Origin of the sequence: Balneicella halophila (genome assembly GCF_003096835.1) — a bacterium.
Taxonomy (GTDB): Bacteria; Bacteroidota; Bacteroidia; order Bacteroidales; family Balneicellaceae; genus Balneicella; species Balneicella halophila.
Genome location: NZ_QENZ01000004.1, coordinates 380445 through 401463 on the forward strand (window position 1 = coordinate 380445; position 21019 = coordinate 401463).

The 21019-nt window shown below is 36.2% G+C and carries 15 protein-coding genes, 1 tRNA gene and 1 riboswitch; of the genes, 14 read left to right on the forward strand and 2 right to left on the reverse strand.

Features of this window, described 5'->3' with window-relative positions:
* Nucleotides 1-96: 96 nt before the first annotated feature.
* The 14 genes from C7377_RS06670 to C7377_RS06735 all read left to right on the forward strand — a co-directional run bounded on the left by C7377_RS06670 (nt 97) and on the right by C7377_RS06735 (nt 17749).
* Entirely contained in the window at nt 97-636 is a 540-nt protein-coding gene (locus tag C7377_RS06670) for a nitroreductase family protein (protein ID WP_116496557.1), read from the forward strand.
* 165 nt (nt 637-801) lie between these two features.
* Nucleotides 802-883: transfer RNA gene (locus C7377_RS06675), tRNA-Leu, on the forward strand.
* A 71-nt stretch (nt 884-954) separates the two neighbouring features.
* The gene (gene tig / locus C7377_RS06680; RefSeq protein ID WP_116496558.1) at nt 955-2304 is read left to right on the forward strand and encodes a trigger factor; all 1350 of its coding nucleotides are present in this window, start codon (nt 955-957) and stop codon (nt 2302-2304) included.
* A 178-nt stretch (nt 2305-2482) separates the two neighbouring features.
* Nucleotides 2483-4222, forward strand: a complete 1740-nt coding sequence (locus C7377_RS06685) for a phospho-sugar mutase (RefSeq protein WP_116496559.1) — start codon at nt 2483-2485, stop codon at nt 4220-4222.
* Nucleotides 4223-4310: 88 nt separating this feature from the next.
* The gene (locus tag C7377_RS06690; RefSeq protein WP_116496560.1) at nt 4311-6452 is read left to right on the forward strand and encodes a RelA/SpoT family protein; all 2142 of its coding nucleotides are present in this window, start codon (nt 4311-4313) and stop codon (nt 6450-6452) included.
* Between the two features lie 3 nt (nt 6453-6455).
* A complete protein-coding gene (gene prmC, locus C7377_RS06695; RefSeq protein WP_116496561.1) occupies nt 6456-7298 on the forward strand; it encodes a peptide chain release factor N(5)-glutamine methyltransferase in 843 nt (280 codons plus the stop codon).
* Nucleotides 7299-7553: 255 nt separating this feature from the next.
* Nucleotides 7554-7731, reverse strand: a riboswitch (cobalamin riboswitch).
* A gap of 55 nt (nt 7732-7786) precedes the next feature.
* Nucleotides 7787-9793, forward strand: coding sequence for an NAD-dependent DNA ligase LigA (gene ligA / locus C7377_RS06700; protein ID WP_116496562.1), 2007 nt, complete (start codon nt 7787-7789; stop codon nt 9791-9793).
* A gap of 4 nt (nt 9794-9797) precedes the next feature.
* Nucleotides 9798-11084 (forward strand): uracil-xanthine permease family protein, encoded by a 1287-nt coding sequence (locus C7377_RS06705; protein ID WP_116496563.1) that lies wholly within the window; start codon nt 9798-9800, stop codon nt 11082-11084.
* A gap of 55 nt (nt 11085-11139) precedes the next feature.
* Nucleotides 11140-12033 (forward strand): 4-hydroxy-tetrahydrodipicolinate synthase, encoded by an 894-nt coding sequence (dapA, locus tag C7377_RS06710; protein ID WP_116496564.1) that lies wholly within the window; start codon nt 11140-11142, stop codon nt 12031-12033.
* Between the two features lie 212 nt (nt 12034-12245).
* Nucleotides 12246-12851: a cytochrome c nitrite reductase small subunit gene (nrfH, locus tag C7377_RS06715; protein ID WP_116496565.1), complete on the forward strand. Its 606-nt coding sequence runs from the start codon at nt 12246-12248 to the stop codon at nt 12849-12851.
* A gap of 35 nt (nt 12852-12886) precedes the next feature.
* Complete coding sequence (gene nrfA, locus C7377_RS06720; protein WP_116496566.1) at nt 12887-14371, forward strand: ammonia-forming cytochrome c nitrite reductase; 1485 nt, start codon at nt 12887-12889, stop codon at nt 14369-14371.
* A 15-nt stretch (nt 14372-14386) separates the two neighbouring features.
* A complete protein-coding gene (locus tag C7377_RS06725) occupies nt 14387-15631 on the forward strand; it encodes a cytochrome c biogenesis protein ResB (RefSeq protein WP_116496567.1) in 1245 nt (414 codons plus the stop codon).
* Nucleotides 15632-15636: 5 nt separating this feature from the next.
* Nucleotides 15637-16431: a cytochrome c biogenesis protein CcsA gene (ccsA, locus tag C7377_RS06730; protein ID WP_116496650.1), complete on the forward strand. Its 795-nt coding sequence runs from the start codon at nt 15637-15639 to the stop codon at nt 16429-16431.
* A 28-nt stretch (nt 16432-16459) separates the two neighbouring features.
* Nucleotides 16460-17749 (forward strand): alginate export family protein, encoded by a 1290-nt coding sequence (locus tag C7377_RS06735; protein WP_116496568.1) that lies wholly within the window; start codon nt 16460-16462, stop codon nt 17747-17749.
* A gap of 79 nt (nt 17750-17828) precedes the next feature.
* Here the strand turns inward: C7377_RS06735 and C7377_RS06740 are convergent, their stop codons facing one another.
* Together C7377_RS06740 and C7377_RS06745 are read right to left on the reverse strand one after the other, a co-directional pair.
* Complete coding sequence (locus tag C7377_RS06740; protein WP_116496569.1) at nt 17829-19247, reverse strand: carbohydrate porin; 1419 nt, start codon at nt 19245-19247, stop codon at nt 17829-17831.
* A gap of 101 nt (nt 19248-19348) precedes the next feature.
* Nucleotides 19349-21016, reverse strand: coding sequence for a sodium/sugar symporter (locus C7377_RS06745; RefSeq protein WP_116496570.1), 1668 nt, complete (start codon nt 21014-21016; stop codon nt 19349-19351).
* Nucleotides 21017-21019: the final 3 nt, after the last annotated feature.

Here is a 21019-nt window from a genome sequence, read left to right on the forward strand (position 1 = left end):
TAAGAAGAGGAAATGATATAAGAGGGTTTTGTCTTTTTCTAGAATAATTGGGACTGTTCCTTACAATGTGTAACAGGTTAATTATATTTGCAGTAGATGAATTTGAAAGGAATAGCTATGGATTTTAAAGATTTAATACATAAACGTCATTCTGTAAGAAATTATAGTCCTAAAAAAGTTAGCAGGGATTTAATTGAAAAGATTGTTGAGGCTGGGCGTTTAGCCCCTTCAGCTTGCAACAAACAGCCTTGGCGGTTTATGGTAATTGATGAGCCTGAACTACTTGAAAAGGTTGGTACAGCATATAAAAGAGCATGGTTTCATAAAGCTCCGGCAGTGATTATTGCATATGGTAATAGAGAAGAAGCTTGGGTACGTGATTATGATGGAAAAAATCATTGTGATGTTGATGTTGCAATTGCTGTGGATCATATGACACTGATGGCAGCTGAACTTGGATTAGGAACTTGCTGGGTTTGTCATTTTGTTCCTGAGGCTTTGCTTGAAGTTGTTCCGGTAGCGTCAAATTGGGAACCTATTGCTATGATTTCACTTGGATACAGTGATAAAGATAAGACGTCTGAGAAGAAGCGAAAAGCGACTGAAGAAATCGTTCGCTACAATAGCTGGGAGTAGGGAAAATAGTTATTAGTTCTTAGATATTGATAGAAACATTCATTTACTAAGTTTTAATAATAAGATAATTCACTGCTAAAGCTTTTTTTCGAGAAAAAGAGTAAATAAAAAAAGAAAAATAGTGAGTATTTAGAGAAATATAATTATATTTGCACCGCTTTTAGAGCGGATGTGGTGAAATTGGTAGACACGCTAGACTTAGGATCTAGTGCTTTCGGGCGTGGGGGTTCGAGTCCCTTCATCCGCACACACACACAAATACCGTTAACTCGAATGTGAGCAACGGTATTTTTTTATAATGCTAAAAATAATACAAGCATGGATATTGTTAGAAATGATAACGACGCGTTGAACGCAACAATTACCGTAAAAGTAACACCGGAAGATTACGAAGCTAACGTTGAGAAAACCTTAAAAGAGCAACAGAAAAAAGCTGAAATTAAGGGGTTTCGTAAAGGTAAAGTACCAATGGGAATTATGAAAAAACTTTACGGTACTTCTGTTTTAGTTGATGAGGTGAACAAAGTTGTGAGCAATAATCTTTATAAGTATATCGTTGACAATAATATTGACATTTTAGGAGAGCCACTTCCAAATGAAACTGAACAAGCTGAAGTTGATTGGAAAAAAGATAAAGAATTTTCATTCTCTTACGATATTGGTTTATCTCCAGAAATAAACATTGATGCTACTGAAGATACTAAGGTAAAGCGTTATCCAATTATCGTTTCTGATGAAATGATCGATAATGGAATAGAAATGCATGCTCGCAGATTTGGAGAAAATAAAGAGGTTGAAGAGGTAGCTGATAATGATTTGCTTCGTGGAGACTTTGTGGAGCTGGCGAGAGTAAACCCTAAGAAGGATGGTATTCAAAAAGACAATGTAGCTATAGCATTGGAATACATGAAAGATGAAGAGATTAAAAAGCAGTTTATAGGAGCAAAAGCGGGAGAAACTATTGATTTTGATTTGAAAAAGGCTTATCCAAATCTTTCTGATTTAGCATCTCTTTTAGATGTAAAGAAAGAAGAGATTGAAGAAGCAAATTCAAAGTTCCGTTTTACGATCAAAGAAATTTCAAGATTTGAATCTCATGAGGTAAATCAAGAACTTTTTGATAAAGTATATGGTGAGGGAACGGTGAAGTCAGAAGAGGAATTCAGAGCTAAAATCAAAGAAGAGATTGAAAGTCAGGTTGCCGGTGATGTTGATTATAAACTAGGATTAGACATTAAAGAATTATTGCAAGAGCAGGCAGATTTTGAATTGCCTGAGGCATTCCTAAAACGATGGTTAGTTCTTGCAAATAAAGATTTCACAAAAGAAAGTGTAGAAGAGAATTTTGAAAACTATGCTAAAGAAATCAAATGGCAATTAATCAAGGCAAAAATTGCTAAAGAGAATGAATTAAAGGTAAATCCAGAAGATATAAAAGCTTTGGCTAAAACTTTTGCTCTGACTCAATTCAGACAATACGGAATCATGGATGTACCAGAGGAGCATCTTGAACAGTATGCAAATCAAATGATGCAAAATCAGCAGGAAGTACAAAAGTTACACGAACGTGTAGAAGAACAGAAAGTGTTAGACTTTATAAAATCTAAAGTAACTCTTGAAGATAAAGAGGTTACTGTAGAGGAATTCAATAAAATGTTTGAAGAGTAAAAAGTTTTCATAACATTGATTTTTAGTGATTAGTAATGGAGAGCATCGTCTGAAAAGACGATGCTTTTTTGTTTTCAAATAATAAACTTTTATTAGTTGTAATATAACGTAATGGTAAATAGAAAAATCCTTTTAACTTTGTTAAGAACAAAATGATCAATCATAAAATTACAACAATATGGATAAGCAAATAATTGCAAAAGCAACTGAAAAGGCAAAGACATGGTTAGAAGGAAGTTATGATGAAGAAACCAAAGCAAAAGTTCGAGAACTTCTTGAGGCTGAGGATAAAACGGAGTTGGTAGATTCATTCTACAAAGACCTTGAGTTTGGAACGGGTGGTTTACGCGGCATCATGGGAGTAGGAACAAACAGGATGAATATTTATACCGTTGGAGGTGCAACACAAGGTTTAGCCAATTATTTGAATAAACAATTTAAAGGAGAAGAAATCTCGATGTGTATAGGCTATGATTGTCGTCACAATAATAAATTATTTTCAAATACCGTTGCTAATGTCATGTCAGCCAATGGTATTAAAGCTTATATTTTTGAAGATCTAAGACCTACTCCAGAGCTTTCGTTTGCTATTCGTGAATTAGGGTGTAAATCTGGTGTTATTATAACAGCGTCTCATAATCCTAAGGAGTACAATGGATACAAAGCATACTGGGATGATGGATCACAGTTAGTTCCTCCACATGACAAAGGAGTGATTGATGAAGTTAAAAAGATAAAAGTTGAAGACATAAAGTTTGATGGAAATCCTGAACTTATTGAAGTATTAGGCAAAAAGATGGATGAAAAATATTTAGCTGCAGTTAAGTCTCTTTCATTAGATCCTGAAGTTATCCAGAAGCATAAAGATTTAAAAATTGTATTTACTCCGTTGCATGGCGCTACTCATTATATGACGCCAGCTTCTATCAAGAATTATGGGTTTAGTCATGTTTATGACGTTCCAGAGCAGTATGTTATTTCAGGAGATTTTCCAACAGTAGAATCAGCAAATCCAGAAGAACCGGTAGCCTTAGAAATGGCAATAGACAGAGCGAAAGAAGTAGATGCTGATTTGGTGATGGCTTGTGATCCTGACGGTGACCGTATTGGTATTTCAATAAAGAATGATAAAGGAGAATGGATATTAGTCAATGGAAACCAAACAGCACTTTTATTTACCTATTACCTCATTACCCAATATAAGAAGAAAGGACTGATGAAGGGGAATGAATATATTGTGAAAACTGTCGTTACTAGTGAGTTGCTTCGGAAAATTGCAGAAGAAAATAATGTGAAATGTTACGATACCTACACCGGATTTAAGTGGATTGCAGAAGCCATTCGTAAACATCCTGAAGGGCATTATATAGGAGGAGGAGAAGAGTCATTTGGATATATGGTGGGTAATATCGTAAGAGACAAAGACGGTGTTTCAGCTTGTTCCATCATGGCAGAAATTGTTGCTTGGGCAAAAGAACAAGGCAAAACATTATATGAATTGCTGAAGGAAATCTATGTAGAATATGGTTTTTCTCAGGAGAAGATGATTTATATTGTACGTAAAGGAATAAGTGGAGCAGAAGAAATCAATCAGATGATGCATGATTTTCGTCATAATCCACCAAAAACTATCAATGGTTCAGAGGTCATGAAAATCAACGATTATAAAGTCAGAGAATCAACAGACATAACGACCGGTAAGAGAGAGAAGTTAAATTATGAAACTGCCTCTAATGTTTTGCAATATTACCTAGAAGATGGTTCTAAGATTTCTGTACGCCCGTCAGGAACTGAGCCTAAAATAAAGTTTTATTTTGAAGTGAAAGATGAGCTTAAATCCGCCGAACAATTTGATAAAGTATCAGCTAAAGCACTTGATAAGATTGCTAAGATTGCGGAGGATATGGGCGTAAAGTAAGAGTTTCTCTAAGTAGTGTGTGTTAATTTATCACATTAATGGCAGTATGATAAATACATGGTGCTTAGGAATATAGAGAAAGAGAATTATGGAGTGGCGAGAAGAGTTACATAAGATTATTATAGCAAATAGTAAGGGGAGTACTTCTACAGATGAAAAATTACTGCGAAAGACACTGGCTTTACTGCAAGAACTTACTGATGATGAGCAAGAGGGGAAGGCATTAAAGTTAGCCGTAAGCGTGACCACAGAGTTGGGGCTTGGAAGTACTTCAGCTATTGTCAGTATTTTGTACGAATTGCTTTATATTGGCAAGTTTAGTAAAGAAGAAATAAAGAATCATTATCCTGACTCTGTTTATCGATTAATCTTGGGCTTAGGAAAGGTTGAGGAATTATATCAAGTACATAAAGAAAATGCCGAAATATTTCAGAAATTATTGCTGTCTTTGGCGGAGGATGTACGGGTTATTCTCATCATTTTAGCACGGAGGCTGTATGCACTTCGGCACATTGAAAAACAAGATAAGGAAGAGCAACAAAACTTAGTTGACGAAATTACCTTTGTTTATCTCCCCTTTGCTCATCGCCTCGGTTTATATCCAGTGAAAATGGATATGGAAGACAGGTTGTTGCAGTTTAATGAACCAGAGGCATACGCCAAACTGGTCGCAGAACTGGAAGAGTCTGAAGCAGAGCGCTTACAATTTATTGAAAGTTTTATCGCGCCGATTAAAGAAAGGCTGGACAGAGAAGGCTTAAGATACACGGTAAAGTACAGAACAAAATCGATTGCTTCCATTTTGGGTAAGATAAGAAAGCAACAAGTTTCCCTCAAGGAAGTCTATGATATTTTTGCCATTCGAATTATTTTAGATACTCCACGTGAAAAAGAGAAAATGCATTGCTGGCAAGTGTATTCTATTGTGAGTGATATCTATCAGCCAAACCCTAAGCGCTTACGTGATTGGATAACCATTCCAAAATCAACAGGCTACGAATCGTTACATACCACTGTAATGACGAAAGACAAGCGTTGGGTTGAGGTGCAAATTCGTACCGAGCGCATGGATGAAGTGGCAGAAAAAGGATTTGCAGCGCATTGGCGGTACAAAGGGGGCAAGGATAATACTGTATTAGACGAATGGTTGCTCAACGTTAGAGAAATTTTGGAAAGTGAAGGAAAGGAAGGAAGTGAAGAAGTCATTGATGATCTTTTGTTGGAATTATCTGATAAAGAAGTGTATATTTTCACTCCCAATGGAGATTTGAAACAGCTGCCAAGAGGAGCAACGGTTTTAGACTTTGCTTATAGCATTCACGGTGATATAGGAAATACCTGTACCGGTGGAACAATTAATAATAAAAATGTCCCTATTCGCTATGTTTTACAAAGTGGTGATACCGTTAAGATAAACACCGCAAAGAATCAAAAGCCTAACCAAGATTGGTTGCAATTTGTGGTTACCTCTAAGGCAAAAAGCCACATTCGTCAAGCTATGAAAGAGCAACAAGCTTCAGAGATAGCTTTAGGTAAGGAAATGCTTATGAGACGGATGAAGAATTGGGATATTCCCTTCAATGACATAGCTGTCCGTGATTTGCAACAGCATTTCAAAATGAAACAGGTACATGAGTTGTATTACAATATTGGTACGAATAAGATTGAACTCAACACAATAAAAGAATTCTTTACTCAAAAAGAGAAAGAAGCAAAAGAAATATCTGTAGAGGAAATAAAAGATTTACAAGAGACCAAGAAACCATTGGGTACTCCATCAGATGTACTCGTTATTGGAGATAAGGTGTCTGGCGTAGATTTTACCTTGTCAAGCTGTTGCTCGCCTGTGTTTGGAGATGATATTTTTGGATTTATATCTATTAGTAAAGGCATTCGAATTCATCGCAAAAATTGTCCTAATGCTGAAAATATGATGCAGCGCTATCCATACCGTGTAGTGCCTGCTTGCTGGACGAAACAAGGCGATACATCTTATATGGCACAATTAGAAGTGCATGGAGAAGACAGTGCTGGTATTGTCAATGGTATAACAGCATTATTCACCGATAAACAGAGTGCTAAACTTAGAGGAATTAGTTTTACTACAGAAGATGGACTTTTTATTGGAAAATTGAGTGTAGAAGTTCCTAATAAAGGATATTTGGATATGATTAGCTCAAAAATACAAACCTTGAAAGGTGTCCAAAAAGTAATTCGTTTAAAAAAGTAATTAATGACTTTAAAAGAATTTTATAAACAAGGAGAAGAGAAATTAGCCAAACTTTACAATAGTAATGAAAGTCGTGCAATAACTAAACGCATAGCCTCCTACCTGCTAAAATACAGCGACTCTGACTTGTTGCTATCACAAAATGAAGCTTTAAAGTCTGAACAATTACAAGCTTTAGAAAAGTCTTTGGAAGAAGTAGCTACAGGTATGCCAGTCCAATATGTTTTAGGCGAGACCACTTTTTATGGCTATGATGTATATGTTGAGCCGGGAGTGCTTATCCCACGTCAAGAAACAGAGGAGCTCGTCGATTGGATTATACAAAGAGAATCAGAAATCAACCAAATCTTAGATATAGGTGTCGGAAGCGGTTGCATTACTATAGCCCTAGGCAAGCATTTTAAACGAGCACATTGCACGGCTCTAGATATCTCGCTAGATGCTCTTGATCTCGCAAGAGAAAACTGCGATAGGTATAGTCTGCGTCCTACATTCCTTTATGCTGATGTATTAAAATGGGAAACTTATGGTTTAGGGAAATATGATGTTATTGTCAGTAATCCTCCTTATATCCGCGAATCAGAAAATTCGCAGATGCACCCAAATGTATTAGATTATGAGCCTGACACAGCCTTGTTTGTCACAGATGAGAAGCCACTTTTGTACTATGAAGCAATTGCAGATTTAGCTACTGAACATTTGAATGATAACGGTGCTCTGTATTTTGAAATAAATGAAGCACTGGGAAAAGAAACTATAGATTTGCTGGATAGTAAGGGCTATAGAAATATAGAACTTCGCAAGGATATCAACGGTAAGGATCGAATGATAAGAGCGACACGCTAAAAATAAAAAAAGGACTGTCAGAGTGAGAGAAAGACAGTCCTTGAAATACCCCTTATGATGTATGTGAGAGGATAATTTGGTAACATTAGCTTGAAACACACTACACCATCGCATGAAAAGTAACACAAAAAAGGTATTAATTTTCTAATATGTTTTGGGTAACTGAATGTAATTTTATGTATCAGTAATACCCTATATTTAACTATTCATCATTGTTCTTCTAAGTGGTTGTCTTGTTAAATTTCCGAACGCAACAACAGCATAATGTGATAGGTAGGTCTTCTGACTTGTTCCGAACCATCGACCTTCCCAGTTAAACTAGTGGTCAAAGAATTGTGGTTCTTTTTTAGGAACTTACAGCAGCGGAATCTGTTTACGACTTTCACGTAATTCCCTGTTAGGCTATTAAGCACCTCATCACGTTGCGAATATAGCACATTTTTTTTCAACGAACGAGTTATTTCCTAAAATTATTTTTACATTTGATTATGGGAAAAAAAGAACAAGATATACAACGTATTGAGTATCTGCGAAATACTTTAAGGGAGTATAATTATAACTATTATGTAAAAGCACAACCTTCTGTTAGTGACTATGATTTTGACATGATGTTGAAAGAGTTGCAGGACTTGGAACTTACTTACCCTGAGATGTTTGACCCTAGCTCGCCCACACAGCGTGTTGGCAGTGATATCAATAAGTCTTTTACACAAGAGCCTCACAAATATCCAATGCTTTCTTTGGGAAATACTTATACTAAAGAAGAATTAAAAGCATTTGAAGATAGAGTATTTCGAATGGTAAAAGAACCCGTAGAATATGTTTGTGAATTGAAATATGACGGAAGCTCTATTAGCTTGACCTATGAGAATGGACTTTTGACAAAAGCACTCACTAGAGGAGATGGAGCTATTGGTGATAATGTAACTGACAACGTAAAAACGATTCGCAGTATTCCTTTAAAATTGAGAGGCAATGAATATCCTGACTTTTTTGAAATACGTGGAGAGATATTGATGCCTTTTAAGCGGTTTGAAGAATTAAACGCTGAGAAAATTGAAAATGGAGAAGAGCCTTATGCCAATCCGAGAAACTTTGCAGCTGGAACATTAAAATTGCAAAATTCTAAACTCGTTGGCGAGCGGGGACTTGATTGCTATTTATACTATATGCTTGCGGAGGATGAGACAAAACCTACGCATTGGGAAAATTTGCAATGGGCTGAGGAATTAGGCTTTAAGACTTCACCTGATGCAAAACTGTGTGCATCAATGGAAGAAGTGTTTGCCTTTATTGATTACTGGGATAAGCATAGAGCTAATTTAGCTGTACCAATCGATGGTATCGTTGTTAAAGTAAACAATATTGCACAGCAAGAGCAGTTGGGCTATACAGCGAAGTCGCCACGTTGGGCTATTTCTTATAAATTTAAAGCTGAAAGTGCCATGACACGTCTGGAAAGCGTGAGCTTTCAAGTAGGAAGAACAGGAGCAGTCACTCCTGTGGCAAATCTTTCGCCAGTGCAATTGGCAGGAACCACTGTACGCCGAGCTTCCTTGCATAATGAAGACTTTATCATTGGTCTGGATTTACACGAAGAAGACACCGTTTCTGTAGAGAAAGGAGGCGAAATTATTCCCAAAGTTACAGGAGTCGATATTAGCGAGCGTAAACCTGATGCAAAAGCTGTTACATTCATAAAAGATTGCCCTGTATGCGGAACGCCACTTGTGAGAGCCATTGATGAGGCAAATCATTACTGCCCCAATATTACCGATTGCCCACCGCAAGTGAAAGGACGCATTATTCATTTTGTAAGTAGAAAAGCTATGGATATTGATGGTTTAGGAGAGGAAACCATCGATTTATTATACAGAGAGAATTTAGTAGATGATATTGCAGACCTATATTCTTTGAAAATTTCTGATATCATAGGTTTAGAGCGCATGGGAGAAAAGTCTGCAGAGCGTATTATCCAGGGAATTGAAGTTTCAAAACAAGTTCCTTTCCCGAGAGTGTTGTATGGTTTGGGCATTCGCTACGTGGGACAAACTGTGGCTAAACAATTAGCTTTAGCACTACATAGTATTGACAAAATAATGGCGACTTCGCAAGAGGAATTAGAAAAAATAGATGAAATAGGGGGTAAAATTGCCGAAAGTGTGGTAAACTTCTTTTTGGAGATGAAAAATATCCAATTGATAAACAGATTAAAAGAAGCTGGAGTACAAATGATGTTGAGTGAAGAGGCATTAGTTGATACATCGGATAAACTTCGTGGACTTTCCATTGTTCTCTCAGGAACTTTTTCGCGTTCTCGCGATGAGATTAAAGAACTCATAGAAAAAAACGGAGGCAAGAATAGTAGCAGTGTTTCAAAAAATACCGATTATTTCCTTGCAGGGGAAAAGGTAGGACCTGCTAAAATGGCTAAAGTCGAAAAATTAAATATCCCGATTATTTCGGAAGAGGAATTATTGAAAATGATTGAATGATACCATGTCTAAACTACGATACGATATAGATGAAAAGCTTCCAAGCTTACCGATGATACTGTATGGACTACAATGGTTTTTAGTAACGATTCCGAGTATTTTAATCGTGGGGGCTATTGTTGCACAGTTTCATTATGAGAGTATAGCCGATCAAATTTTTTACACACAACGTTTGCTTGGAATTGTTGGTTTTGCTTTAGTTGTACAGATTTTATGGGGGCATCGCTTACCGATCGTTATAGGACCTGCATCCGTTTTACTTATTGGCATTCTTTCATCACAAGCTGATAAGATTTCGGAGATTTATACTGCGATACTCATAGGAGGAGTTTTGGTTTTCCTTACTTCATATATCAAGCCAATATTAAATCGTATTCCACTAATTTTTACTTCACGCATTGTTATTGTTATCTTGGCGTTGATTGCTTTTACGCTAATGCCTACCATTATTGATTTAGTATTCTCAGGCGGTTTAGCTCCATTAGGTGCACTTTCTTTTGGTTTAATAGGGTTATTTATTTTAATATTATTGAATAAATTTCTTCAAGGTATTTGGAAATCAACTGTTGTTCTTTGGGGCTTGATTTTTGGAGCTTTAGCCTATTATTTTGTTTTAGGAATACCTGTGGATAATACAGTTAACAAAGGTGAGGTTTCTTCCTCTTGGACTGTGTTTCCTTTGAGATTTGACATAGGAATTATTCTCTCTTTTATATTTTGTTATTTGGCGCTATTTATTAACGAATTAGGCTCTATACAGGGAGTTGCTAAAGCTATTGATGCGAAGAGTGTAGATGAGTCTACAGAAAGTGGATTACGTGTTACAGGATTAGCAAATGCTTTGTCAGGAATATTTGGAGTGATAGGGACGGTTGATTTTTCATTCAGTCCCGGGGTTATTATGTCAACCGGATGTGCCTCAAGATATGCACTGCTTCCTGCAGGAATTGCCTTAATCCTGATTGCTTTTTTTCCTCCTTTGATTGAAATTTTTCTCCTAATACCTAATCCGGTGATGGGTTTTGTGTTTTTATTTTTAATGACATCGCAATTAGGAGCAGCCTTGCAGATGATACCAACAAACAAAGCCGTTAAAAGTTTCGAGCAAAGTTTAATAATAGCTATCCCTTTGCTTATTGCTATTTTTATTGCATTTTTACCTAAAGAAATACAAAATGCGATACCAACAATACTGAAACCCATTTTAAGTAATGCTTTTGTAATGGGTGTTATTGTTGTTTTATTGTCGGAACATTTTATTTTTAAGAAGAAGAAGAATAAAGAAGTTTAGGTTTTCTATCGTTGGAAATCTTATACTCGTATAGAAATTAGTTTACGATTGAGATATGATAAAGGCAAAAGATTTAAAAGGAACGGGAGTTGCGGTGGTTACTCCGTTTACTAAGAATAAAGAGGTTGATTTTGACGCATTGAAGCGAATTGTAAACTATTTAATTGACGGCGGTGTTGATTATTTGGTCGCTTTGGGAACAACGGCCGAGACAGCGACATTAACTACTGAAGAGCAGAAGGCGATTGCTGATTGTGTTTTTAAAGAAACAGCAGGACGCGTACCTTTAGTGATAGGAGCAGGAGGAAATAATACCCAAGCAGTAATTAATACGATAGAGCAAAACGAATGGATACAACAATATGACTCTTTATTGATAGCCACTCCTTTTTATAATAAACCCAATCAAGAAGGACTGTATCAGCATTATAAAGCAATTGTCCAAAGTACTTCTTTACCGATAGTACTTTATAACGTTCCGGGGCGTACCGGAGTTAATATGTCTGCAGAAACGAGCTTGAAATTAGCCAATGATTTTCAGAATATTATCGCAATCAAAGAAGCATCCGGAAATCTAATTCAAATCAACAGAATTATCAATCAAAAGCCAAACCATTTTGAAGTTATATCAGGTGATGATGGTTTAACACTGCCAATGATAGCCATAGGAGCTATAGGAGTTATTTCAGTTTTGGCAAATGCACTACCAAAGGAAATGAGCCGATTGGTAAATGCTGCTCTTACTGGAGATTATGTGCAAGCTCAAAAAATGCAGAAAGTCTTATTTGAAATTTCTCAGAAAATATTTGCAGAAGGAAATCCAACAGGAATAAAAGTGTTAATGGAACAGAAAGGTTTAATTAAAAATGGTTTACGTTTACCTTTGCTTCCTGCCTCTGCCACATTAGAAAATGAATTATCCAGATGTTTTCTAGATTTAGAATCTTAAAATAGATTCAGTTTAGATAAGATGCTTAATAGTGTTACAACTTATTAATTCAAAGTCAGTTACATGATTAGTGGAGTTTCGTACAATTTAAGTTATATTAATCAGTATATGATTTTATGTTTTACAGCATAAGTCTATTGTAGCCTATATATTTTTTCAATAGGTAAATTTGATTTCATACTCATAGATATAATTATTAAGAGCAGAAATTGATGAAGCTTAAAAAGAAGATAGACAGGATACTTCCCACAAAACGTTCAAAAGTTTTAGGTATTGTATTGGCAGGAGTTGTTTTTGGTTTGGCAGTCTACCTAATGTATGCTTCAAAATTTACCAGTTATTTATCGGATGACCCGAAGGCATGTGTTAATTGTCATGTGATGGGACCATTTTACGCTACTTGGAATCATAGTTCACACGCTAGAGTGGCAACTTGTAATGATTGTCATGTTCCTCACAATAATGTTTTTAATAAGTATTTCTTTAAAGCAAAAGACGGCTTACGCCATACAGCAGTTTTTACATTGAGGTTAGAACCACAAGTAATGCAAGCGATACCTGCAAGTTCTGAGGTTATAATGAATAATTGTATCCGTTGTCACACGCAATTAAATCAGGAAGCTGTAAAGACGGGTCGCGTAACATACTCTGAGGTTACATGTGGCAAAGGAAAAGCATGTTGGGATTGCCATACAGAGGTACCTCATAGAGGAAAAAATAGTTTATCCTCAACACCACATGCTATAGTGCCTTATCCTGAAGGGATAGTGCCAGAATGGTTGAAGAAGAGGATGAAAAGTAATAAAACAGGAGTTTAAAGAATATTGAAAATATAAAATAAAAAATAGCATCTATGAAAACGGGATTAAAATCATGGCAAGGTTGGTTATTATTCATTGGAGTAATGGCTTTAGTTTTTGTCTTATTAATGTTAGCTGCATCTGTTAATGAGCGACATGCTGAGGTTATAAGTATTTATAATAATAAAAAGGTTGACATCGAGAAGGGAGAGGCGCGCAACGAAATTTTTGAAGACAACTATCCTAGAGAATATGAAACTTGGGCTGCAACAATTGAAACTGATTTTGAATCAGAGTTTAATGGCAACCAGAGAAAAGATGTATTAGCAGAGCGTCCAAATATGGTCATCTTGTGGGCTGGTTATGGTTTTTCGAAAGAATATAATACACCTCGCGGACACATGCATGCTATTGAAGATATGAGAGAAATTCTTCGTGTAGGTGCTCCTATGGGAGATGGTCCTGAACCAATGCCATCTACATGTTGGGCATGTAAAAGTCCTGACGTGCCTAGAATGATGGAGTCTATTGGCGTAGAGGAGTTTTACGGTCAGAGGTGGTCTGATCTTGGACCAGAAATTGTAAACCCCATTGGTTGTTCAGATTGCCATGATGCTGAAACAATGAATTTACAAATCACTCGTCCTGCTTTGATTGAAGCTTTTGCTAGACAAGGTAAGGATATTACCAAAGCAACTTTGCAAGAAATGCGCACTTTGGTATGTGCACAATGTCATGTTGAATATTACTTTAAAGGCGAAGGCAATTACCTTACCTTCCCTTGGGATAAAGGATTTAAGATGGAAGACATTGAAGCTTATTATGATGAAGCTGAGTTTGCTGACTATACCCATAAATTGAGTAAAGCAAAAATTATCAAAGCTCAACACCCGGGTTATGAGACTTGGCAAATGGGTATTCACGGACAGCGTGGCGTTTCTTGTGCAGATTGTCACATGCCGTATAAGAGTGAAGGTGGTATTAAGTTTAGTGATCACCACATACAAAGTCCTTTAGCAATGATTGATAGAACTTGTCAAACTTGCCACAGAGAGAGTGAAGAAACACTTCGTAATAATGTGTATGAGCGTCAAAGAAAAGCTAATGAAACCCGTACTGCCCTTGAAAGAGAGTTGGCAAAAGCTCATTTAGAAGCTGAGTTTGCATGGAAGAAAGGAGCTAGCGAATCACAAATGCAAGAAACTTTAAAGCTGTTGAGACAAGCACAATGGCGTTGGGATTTTGGTGTGGCATCACATGGAGCATCTTTCCATGCACCGCAAGAAATGCAACGTATTTTAGCTAGTGGATTAGAAAAATCGCTTCAAGCTAGATTGGCAGTGTCAAAAGTATTAGCGAAACTCGGTTATACTGACGAAGTACCATTGCCAGACGTTTCTACTAAAGACAAAGCGCAGAGATATATCGGACTAGATCCTGAAAAAATGAAGAAAAATAAAGAGAAGTTTTTAAATACAGTTGTCCCAGAGTGGATAAAAGAAGCTAAGGAAAATGGTCGCTTAGTTTCTGCAAAATAATATACCATCTCGTATATGTGGAAATATCCCTGGAAATATGCTGAAGGTATTGTAATCTGCATCGGTTTATTTGTAACCGGTGCAGTTTTACAATTTACCATAGGTCCGATTGTCTTAGAATATCTTAAATACCCTTTAAATTTAATTTTTGGGATTATTTATTGCGTTATCTTAGTTGCATTCTATTTTCTAAGTAAACATAATAAATACATTTTTTGGTTTTCAAAATCAGAAGCTGCGATTACAAGCATTGTTTCTTTACTAATACTTGTAATTATTATGGGGTTTACCCGACAGGAAGTCATAATGCCTATCGATGGTCATCCTCATAAAAATATAGGTGATTGGAATTTGGGTTTTCACCAGATGACACGTTCATGGATTTTCGCCTTATTATTCTTGTACTTCCTAAATATTCTTGGGTTAGCAACTATTAGAAGATTAGCTTCTTTCAAATGGAAAGATTTTACCTTCGCAATGAACCATTTAGGACTATTTATCGCATTGTTAGCTGGAGTGCTAGGAAGTGCGGATATGCAACGTCTTCGTATGCAAACTCAATTGGGACAACCGGAATGGAGAGCAACCACAGATGATGGACAAATGGTGGAACTTCCTATAGCCATAGAATTACAATCATTTACAATAGAACAATATCCTCCTAAACTTCTTGTCATTTCAAATGAAACAGGAGAAGCATTACCCAAAAAACAACCTCATAATTTATTAGTAGAAGAGACACCAATCAAAGGAAAGCTGTTAGATTGGGAGATTGAAGTTACAGAGTTTCTTCCAATGGCTGCCTCAGTGATAACTCAAGATACAGTAAAGTATGTAAACTTTGAGACACATGGTGCTACCTCTGCAGTATATGTAAAAGCTAAAAAAGATGAACAGGTAAAGGAAGGATGGGTGAGTGCAGGAAATCATATGTTTCCCCACAGAGCACTTACATTGAATGATGAATTCAGCGTAGTGATGCCCGAGCGAGAGCCTAAAAAATATGCTTCGGGAGTGAATGTTTATGTAAAAGATGGTGAAGACATCCAAACCACGATTGAAGTAAATAAGCCTTTAGAGGTTGAAGGTTGGAAAATTTACCAATTAAGCTATGATGAGGTGATGGGACGGTGGAGTAATATCAGTATTTTTGAATTGGTAAGAGACCCTTGGTTACCTTATGTATATCTTGGGATAATCATGATGCTTATTGGGTCAGTAGGACTATTTTTAGTAGCTAAAAGAAAGGACAATAAATAATGACGATTACTTGGGAACATTTCATATATTTTGCGATTCCTTCCATTATCTTATGGGCTTTGGGAGCATTTTTTGCCTATAAAAAATCAGGAAGAGTACCGTCTATACTTTTGACTATATTAGGCTTGCTAGTTTTCTTTGCTTTTATAGCTGCATTTTGGCAGTCTTTGGAGCGACCTCCACTTAGAACAATGGGAGAAACACGCTTATGGTATTCTTTCTTTCTGCCTATTGCAGGTTTGATAACATATATTCGTTGGCGTTATCCATGGATATTAACATTTAGTACCATATTAGCCACAGTATTTATATTTGTAAATATCTTAAAACCTGAGATTCACAATAAAACTTTAATGCCGGCCTTACAAAGTCCATGGTTCGCACCACATGTAATTGTGTATATGTTCTCTTATGCAATGTTAGGAGCAGGAGCTTTGGTGAGTTTGTATTTTTTGCTTTTTGGCAGAAAGCAGAAAATAGAGACTAAAATCATGGATTTGATTGATAATTTTATTTACGTTGGGCTAGCCTTCCTCACAATAGGAATGTTATTCGGAGCTCTCTGGGCTAAGGAAGCTTGGGGACACTATTGGAGTTGGGATCCTAAGGAGACTTGGGCAGCTGCCACTTGGATGGGGTATTTAGTTTATGTTCATTATCGGAATCATAAACCTTTAAGATATAAAAATGCTCTTTGTGTAGTTGTTTTCGGATTTTTGTTGTTACAAATAACTTGGTTTGGCGTAAATTATTTACCTTCAGCCCAAGGTTTAAGTATTCATACCTATAGCGCAGAATAATTATTAAGAAAATCTAATTCAGATTATTATGAAAAAAAATTATGTAATGATACTTGTGATGATATTCTCAAGTATGAGTCTTTGGGCACAAAATGATGGAAGTAAGCTAACACTGGATTTGCAATTGCGCTCACGTGGTGAGCTAAGAGAAGGAGCTTTAGTTCCTAAGACAGAAGATGAGTTGCCTGGTGCATTTATTAATAATAGAACTCGATTGAATCTGGGCTATGTTAAGGATTTTTTAGAGGTAGGCTTGTCTGTTCAGCACGTAGGTGTTTGGGGAGATGATAAACAGGTTCATAAAGATGCTGACTTTGGAGTTCATGAAGCTTGGGCAAAGATGACTTTTGGCGAGGGTTTTTTCGTAAAGTTGGGGCGTCAAGTAATTAGTTATGATGATCAACGTATTTTAGGTGCTCTAGACTGGCACGTTGCAGGACGTCATCATGATGCGGTAAAACTTGGCTATGAAAATGCGAAGCATAAATTGCATTTTATTGCAGCATTTAATCAAAACAAAGAAAATGTTCATGGCAACTACTATGATTCATCTATAGGACAACCCTATAAATCTATGCAAACATTATGGTACAATGTTAGCATCAATCCATCGGTAAATATGTCCTTTTTATTTATGAACCTCGGAGCACAAAAAATTGATTACGGATTAGGTCTCCCAAAGAAGGTACAATATATGCAAACAGCGGGTAGTCATATGAAATTTGGTGTACTTCCACAGTTACAAGCCACAGTTTCTGGATACTATCAGTTCGGAAAGACCGCATCAGAACAAGATGTATCCGCGTATATGCTCTCGGGAATACTTAACTATAAGTTTTCAAATAATATTAGTGCAAAATTAGGTACAGATTACCTAAGTGGACAGGATGAGAGTGAGGAATTGACAGCTTTCAATCCTTTATACGGTACACATCATAAATTTTATGGATTTATGGATTATTTTTTTGTAAGTCCTTTTGCAGACGGCTACAAACCCGGTTTATGGGATACCTACATTGGGGTCAATACAATGTTAGTTCCAAAAGTCAGCTTGGGTTTAACATATCACTATTTCCAAATGGCTACAGATACTTATAATAGAAATGATAACAATATGAGTTATCTTGATAAAGATTTAGGTTCTGAGATTGACTTAAATGCTAAATGGAATATTCATAAAGACATAACACTAACTGGAGGATTCTCTTTTGCACTATTATCAGACTCTATGGATGTTGTAAAAGGAGGAGATTCTGACGAATTTCAATATTGGACGTGGTTGTCTCTAAATATTTCACCAAGGTTATTTACACGATAATTTAATGATATTCCTATGATATTAAGAATCCTCTTTTCATTCTAGAAAAGAGGATTCTTTTAGTTTTTCCTATATCAAACTACCACCATAATTCAAATTGCAACCCAAACATTAAACCTGAAGTTCTCGATGCTAAATATTCAGAGGATGATGCTATACTACCTTTCAATTCATTAGACCAGTGTGCGTAGGCAATGTAAGGTCGGACTACCGGCATTGAGTAAAAACCTTTTTTTAGTGAAAACTCAGGAGTGAAAGCGAGCTTAGTCATATTTCCTTGAACACCTGCAGATTTGTTATTTATATATTCATAAGACAACTCTCCGGTAAGTCTGAAATATTTATTAATGTAAACCATTGGTCTTGCCCCGATACCTATCCAATCCATTGTATGACCAGCATCAGTTTTTTGGAAATTTTGCAATTGCTGATTATAGACCTTCGGAGCGGTTCCAAAATCTTTATGAATAGCAACGAGTGTAGCATTGAAAGCAAAGTTTTCCTTATCATCATAAAGAAAACTATGGTTAAGTTCTAATGTATAGGCATCATCTAAGTCATATATAACTATTTTGTCATTATTAGGATTTTCTATAATCGATTCTCCTGTAGCATGATCTTTAAAAATATTAGCACCTTTTTTATAAAGTAATGCTGTAGTATGTGAAATATTGTTTTTCGTATAATCTAACCATGAAATGGCACCGTAACCGTGTTTGGTGTCATAACCTAAGTCTTCGTTCTCAGTTCGTACAGAGTAGTTTAGTGCGAAGTTGACAAAATAGTTTTGTGCTATAGGAATCTTGACCCATCTTATGTCTGCTAAATAGTTTATAAGTTCATCTTCTTTTTCATTTTTAAAAGATTTTACATCATCACGCTCGAGTCTCCAAACTCCCCATTTTATATCTTGTCCTCCCTTCTCTGATCCAGATAATAATTGCTCCATGCCAAATCCAATACCTGTTTGTCCTTGGTTAAGCCAGTGTCTGTCAATCATATAAAGAGTGTGTCGGTCATAAAAACGCTTCCCAATCCAGATGATTTCATTTCTGTTTAGGAGATTGTGAAATCTAATATTCAATTTTTCCCACTCATTAAGATTACTGCTACTTTCATCATTAAAAGATTCATAATACGAAGTCATCCACCGAACCTCAATTGATTTATCTTTTTCGTCGTTGAGAAAATGTTTGTAGCGAAATTCTAATTCTCCATAAGTATCGGGTTGATTGCCAAGACTAAATTTACTTGGAGCATCCGGCATTTGCAACGAAACTTGAGTATTACCTTCTTTATCTTTAGCAAAACCACTGCGTATATATCCCGTAATTTTTAACTCACCGTCATTGGATTTTACGATGGTTTGAGAAAAAACGTATTGAGAAGTAAGAGTTAAAAATAATAATGTTAGTGTGATTGGTAGTTTTGCTAATGAAGACTTAGAAAATTTGTGAGAGTCTGTATCTCTGAGAAATTTGGATATATTCTTTTTCATTTTTTATTAATAACTTTTATTCCCATCAGACAGTTAAAAGACCGTCTGACAGGAATTAATAATTGATCTGTTTTTTATTATTGATGATTGTAAATTTCTTATTACCAAAACATTGCATAAAGGAATGCTAATAGTATGATGATTATAAATGATGCAATATTGAAGTTCTTTCCTGTTTCAAAAGTTTTATTGTTGATGATTATTGCTTTAGGACTTGCTTTTCCTTTTCCATCATAATTACTGATAATAGCAATGATTATCATAGAAAGTATCCATGTTATCATCATCTGGTGCATCCATGGTAGCGTAGGGAATAACCACGCCATATCACCTATAACCCAATTATTAGGACCGATTTTGAAATAAAAAGCAATGAATGCAGAAAGGATAATTCCCCATATAGCACCTTTGTTGGTCGCTTTTTTATAAAATAATCCCATAATAAATACTGCTAAAATACCAGGACTTACTAGGCCTGTGTACTCTTGAATGTATTGGAACATTTGATCAATATTTCCAAGCATGGGAGCTATCAAAACAGCAATGATTAGTGAAATGGTTGCAGATATTCGGCCAACTTTCACTAATGAACTTTGCGAAGCACTCTTATTAAAATTTTGCTTGTAAATATCCATTGTGAATATTGTTGCTGTAGAATTTAACATAGATGCAAGTGATGAAACAATAGCTGCTGCTAAGGCTGCTACCACTAATCCTTTCAAGCCTGTAGGGACAAAAGTGCTAATCAACCAAGGGTATGCATTATCATTATTCAATCCACCACCTGCTTTGGAAAAAGCAGTTTGTACGCCGTCTATTATTGCAGTTCCTTCTCCACCTTGGTACAAGACATAGGCAACAATACCTGGAACTACAACGATTAGCGGGATTATCATCTTTAAAAAAGCAGCAAACACAATTCCTCTTTGTGATTCCTTTAAAGATTTAGCAGCCAAAGTTCTTTGAATAATGTATTGGTTAAATCCCCAATAATATAAGTTGGCTACCCATAAACCACCAACTAATACTGCAATACCCGGCAAGTTCATATATTCCGGATTAGACTTGTCCAGAATCATGTGAAAATGGTCTGGAGCTTGTTCATAAATGTGCTGAAGTCCTGCAAAGAAACCTCCTTCTGGTGTTACACTACTTAATGCAATAAAAGTTGTAATTAATCCTCCGACAACCAGTAATGCCACTTGTATAACATCAGTCCAGGCGACTGCCGAGAGTCCTCCCCATAGAGAGTAGGCGGCGGCAAATAGTGCCAAGCAGATAATGGCTGTCATAGTATCTACGCCAAGTACTACGTTTAGAGCTTTACCTCCAAGAAATAAAACGCTGGTAAGGTTTACGAAGATGAATAAAGCCACCCAGAATATTGCTAGTATAGATTTCAGATGAGTACTGTATCTTTTCTCAATAAATTCTGGAATTGTATAAAGACCTTTTTCTATAAAAACAGGCAGGAAATATTTACCCACTATAATTAAAGTCAGTGCGGCCATCCATTCGTATGAAGCTATTGCTAACCCCATAGCAAAGCCTGAGCCCGACATTCCTATAAACTGTTCCGCGGAAATGTTTGCAGCTATTAAAGACGCTCCAATAGCCCACCATGGTAGCGATTTACTTGCCAGAAAATAATCATTAGCATCTTTTTTATGACCTTTTTTATCACGTGACACCCAAAGTCCGACACCTACGATAATCAGAGCATATACTCCAAAAATGATGTAATCTAAAGTTTCAAAAGAATTTCCCATATC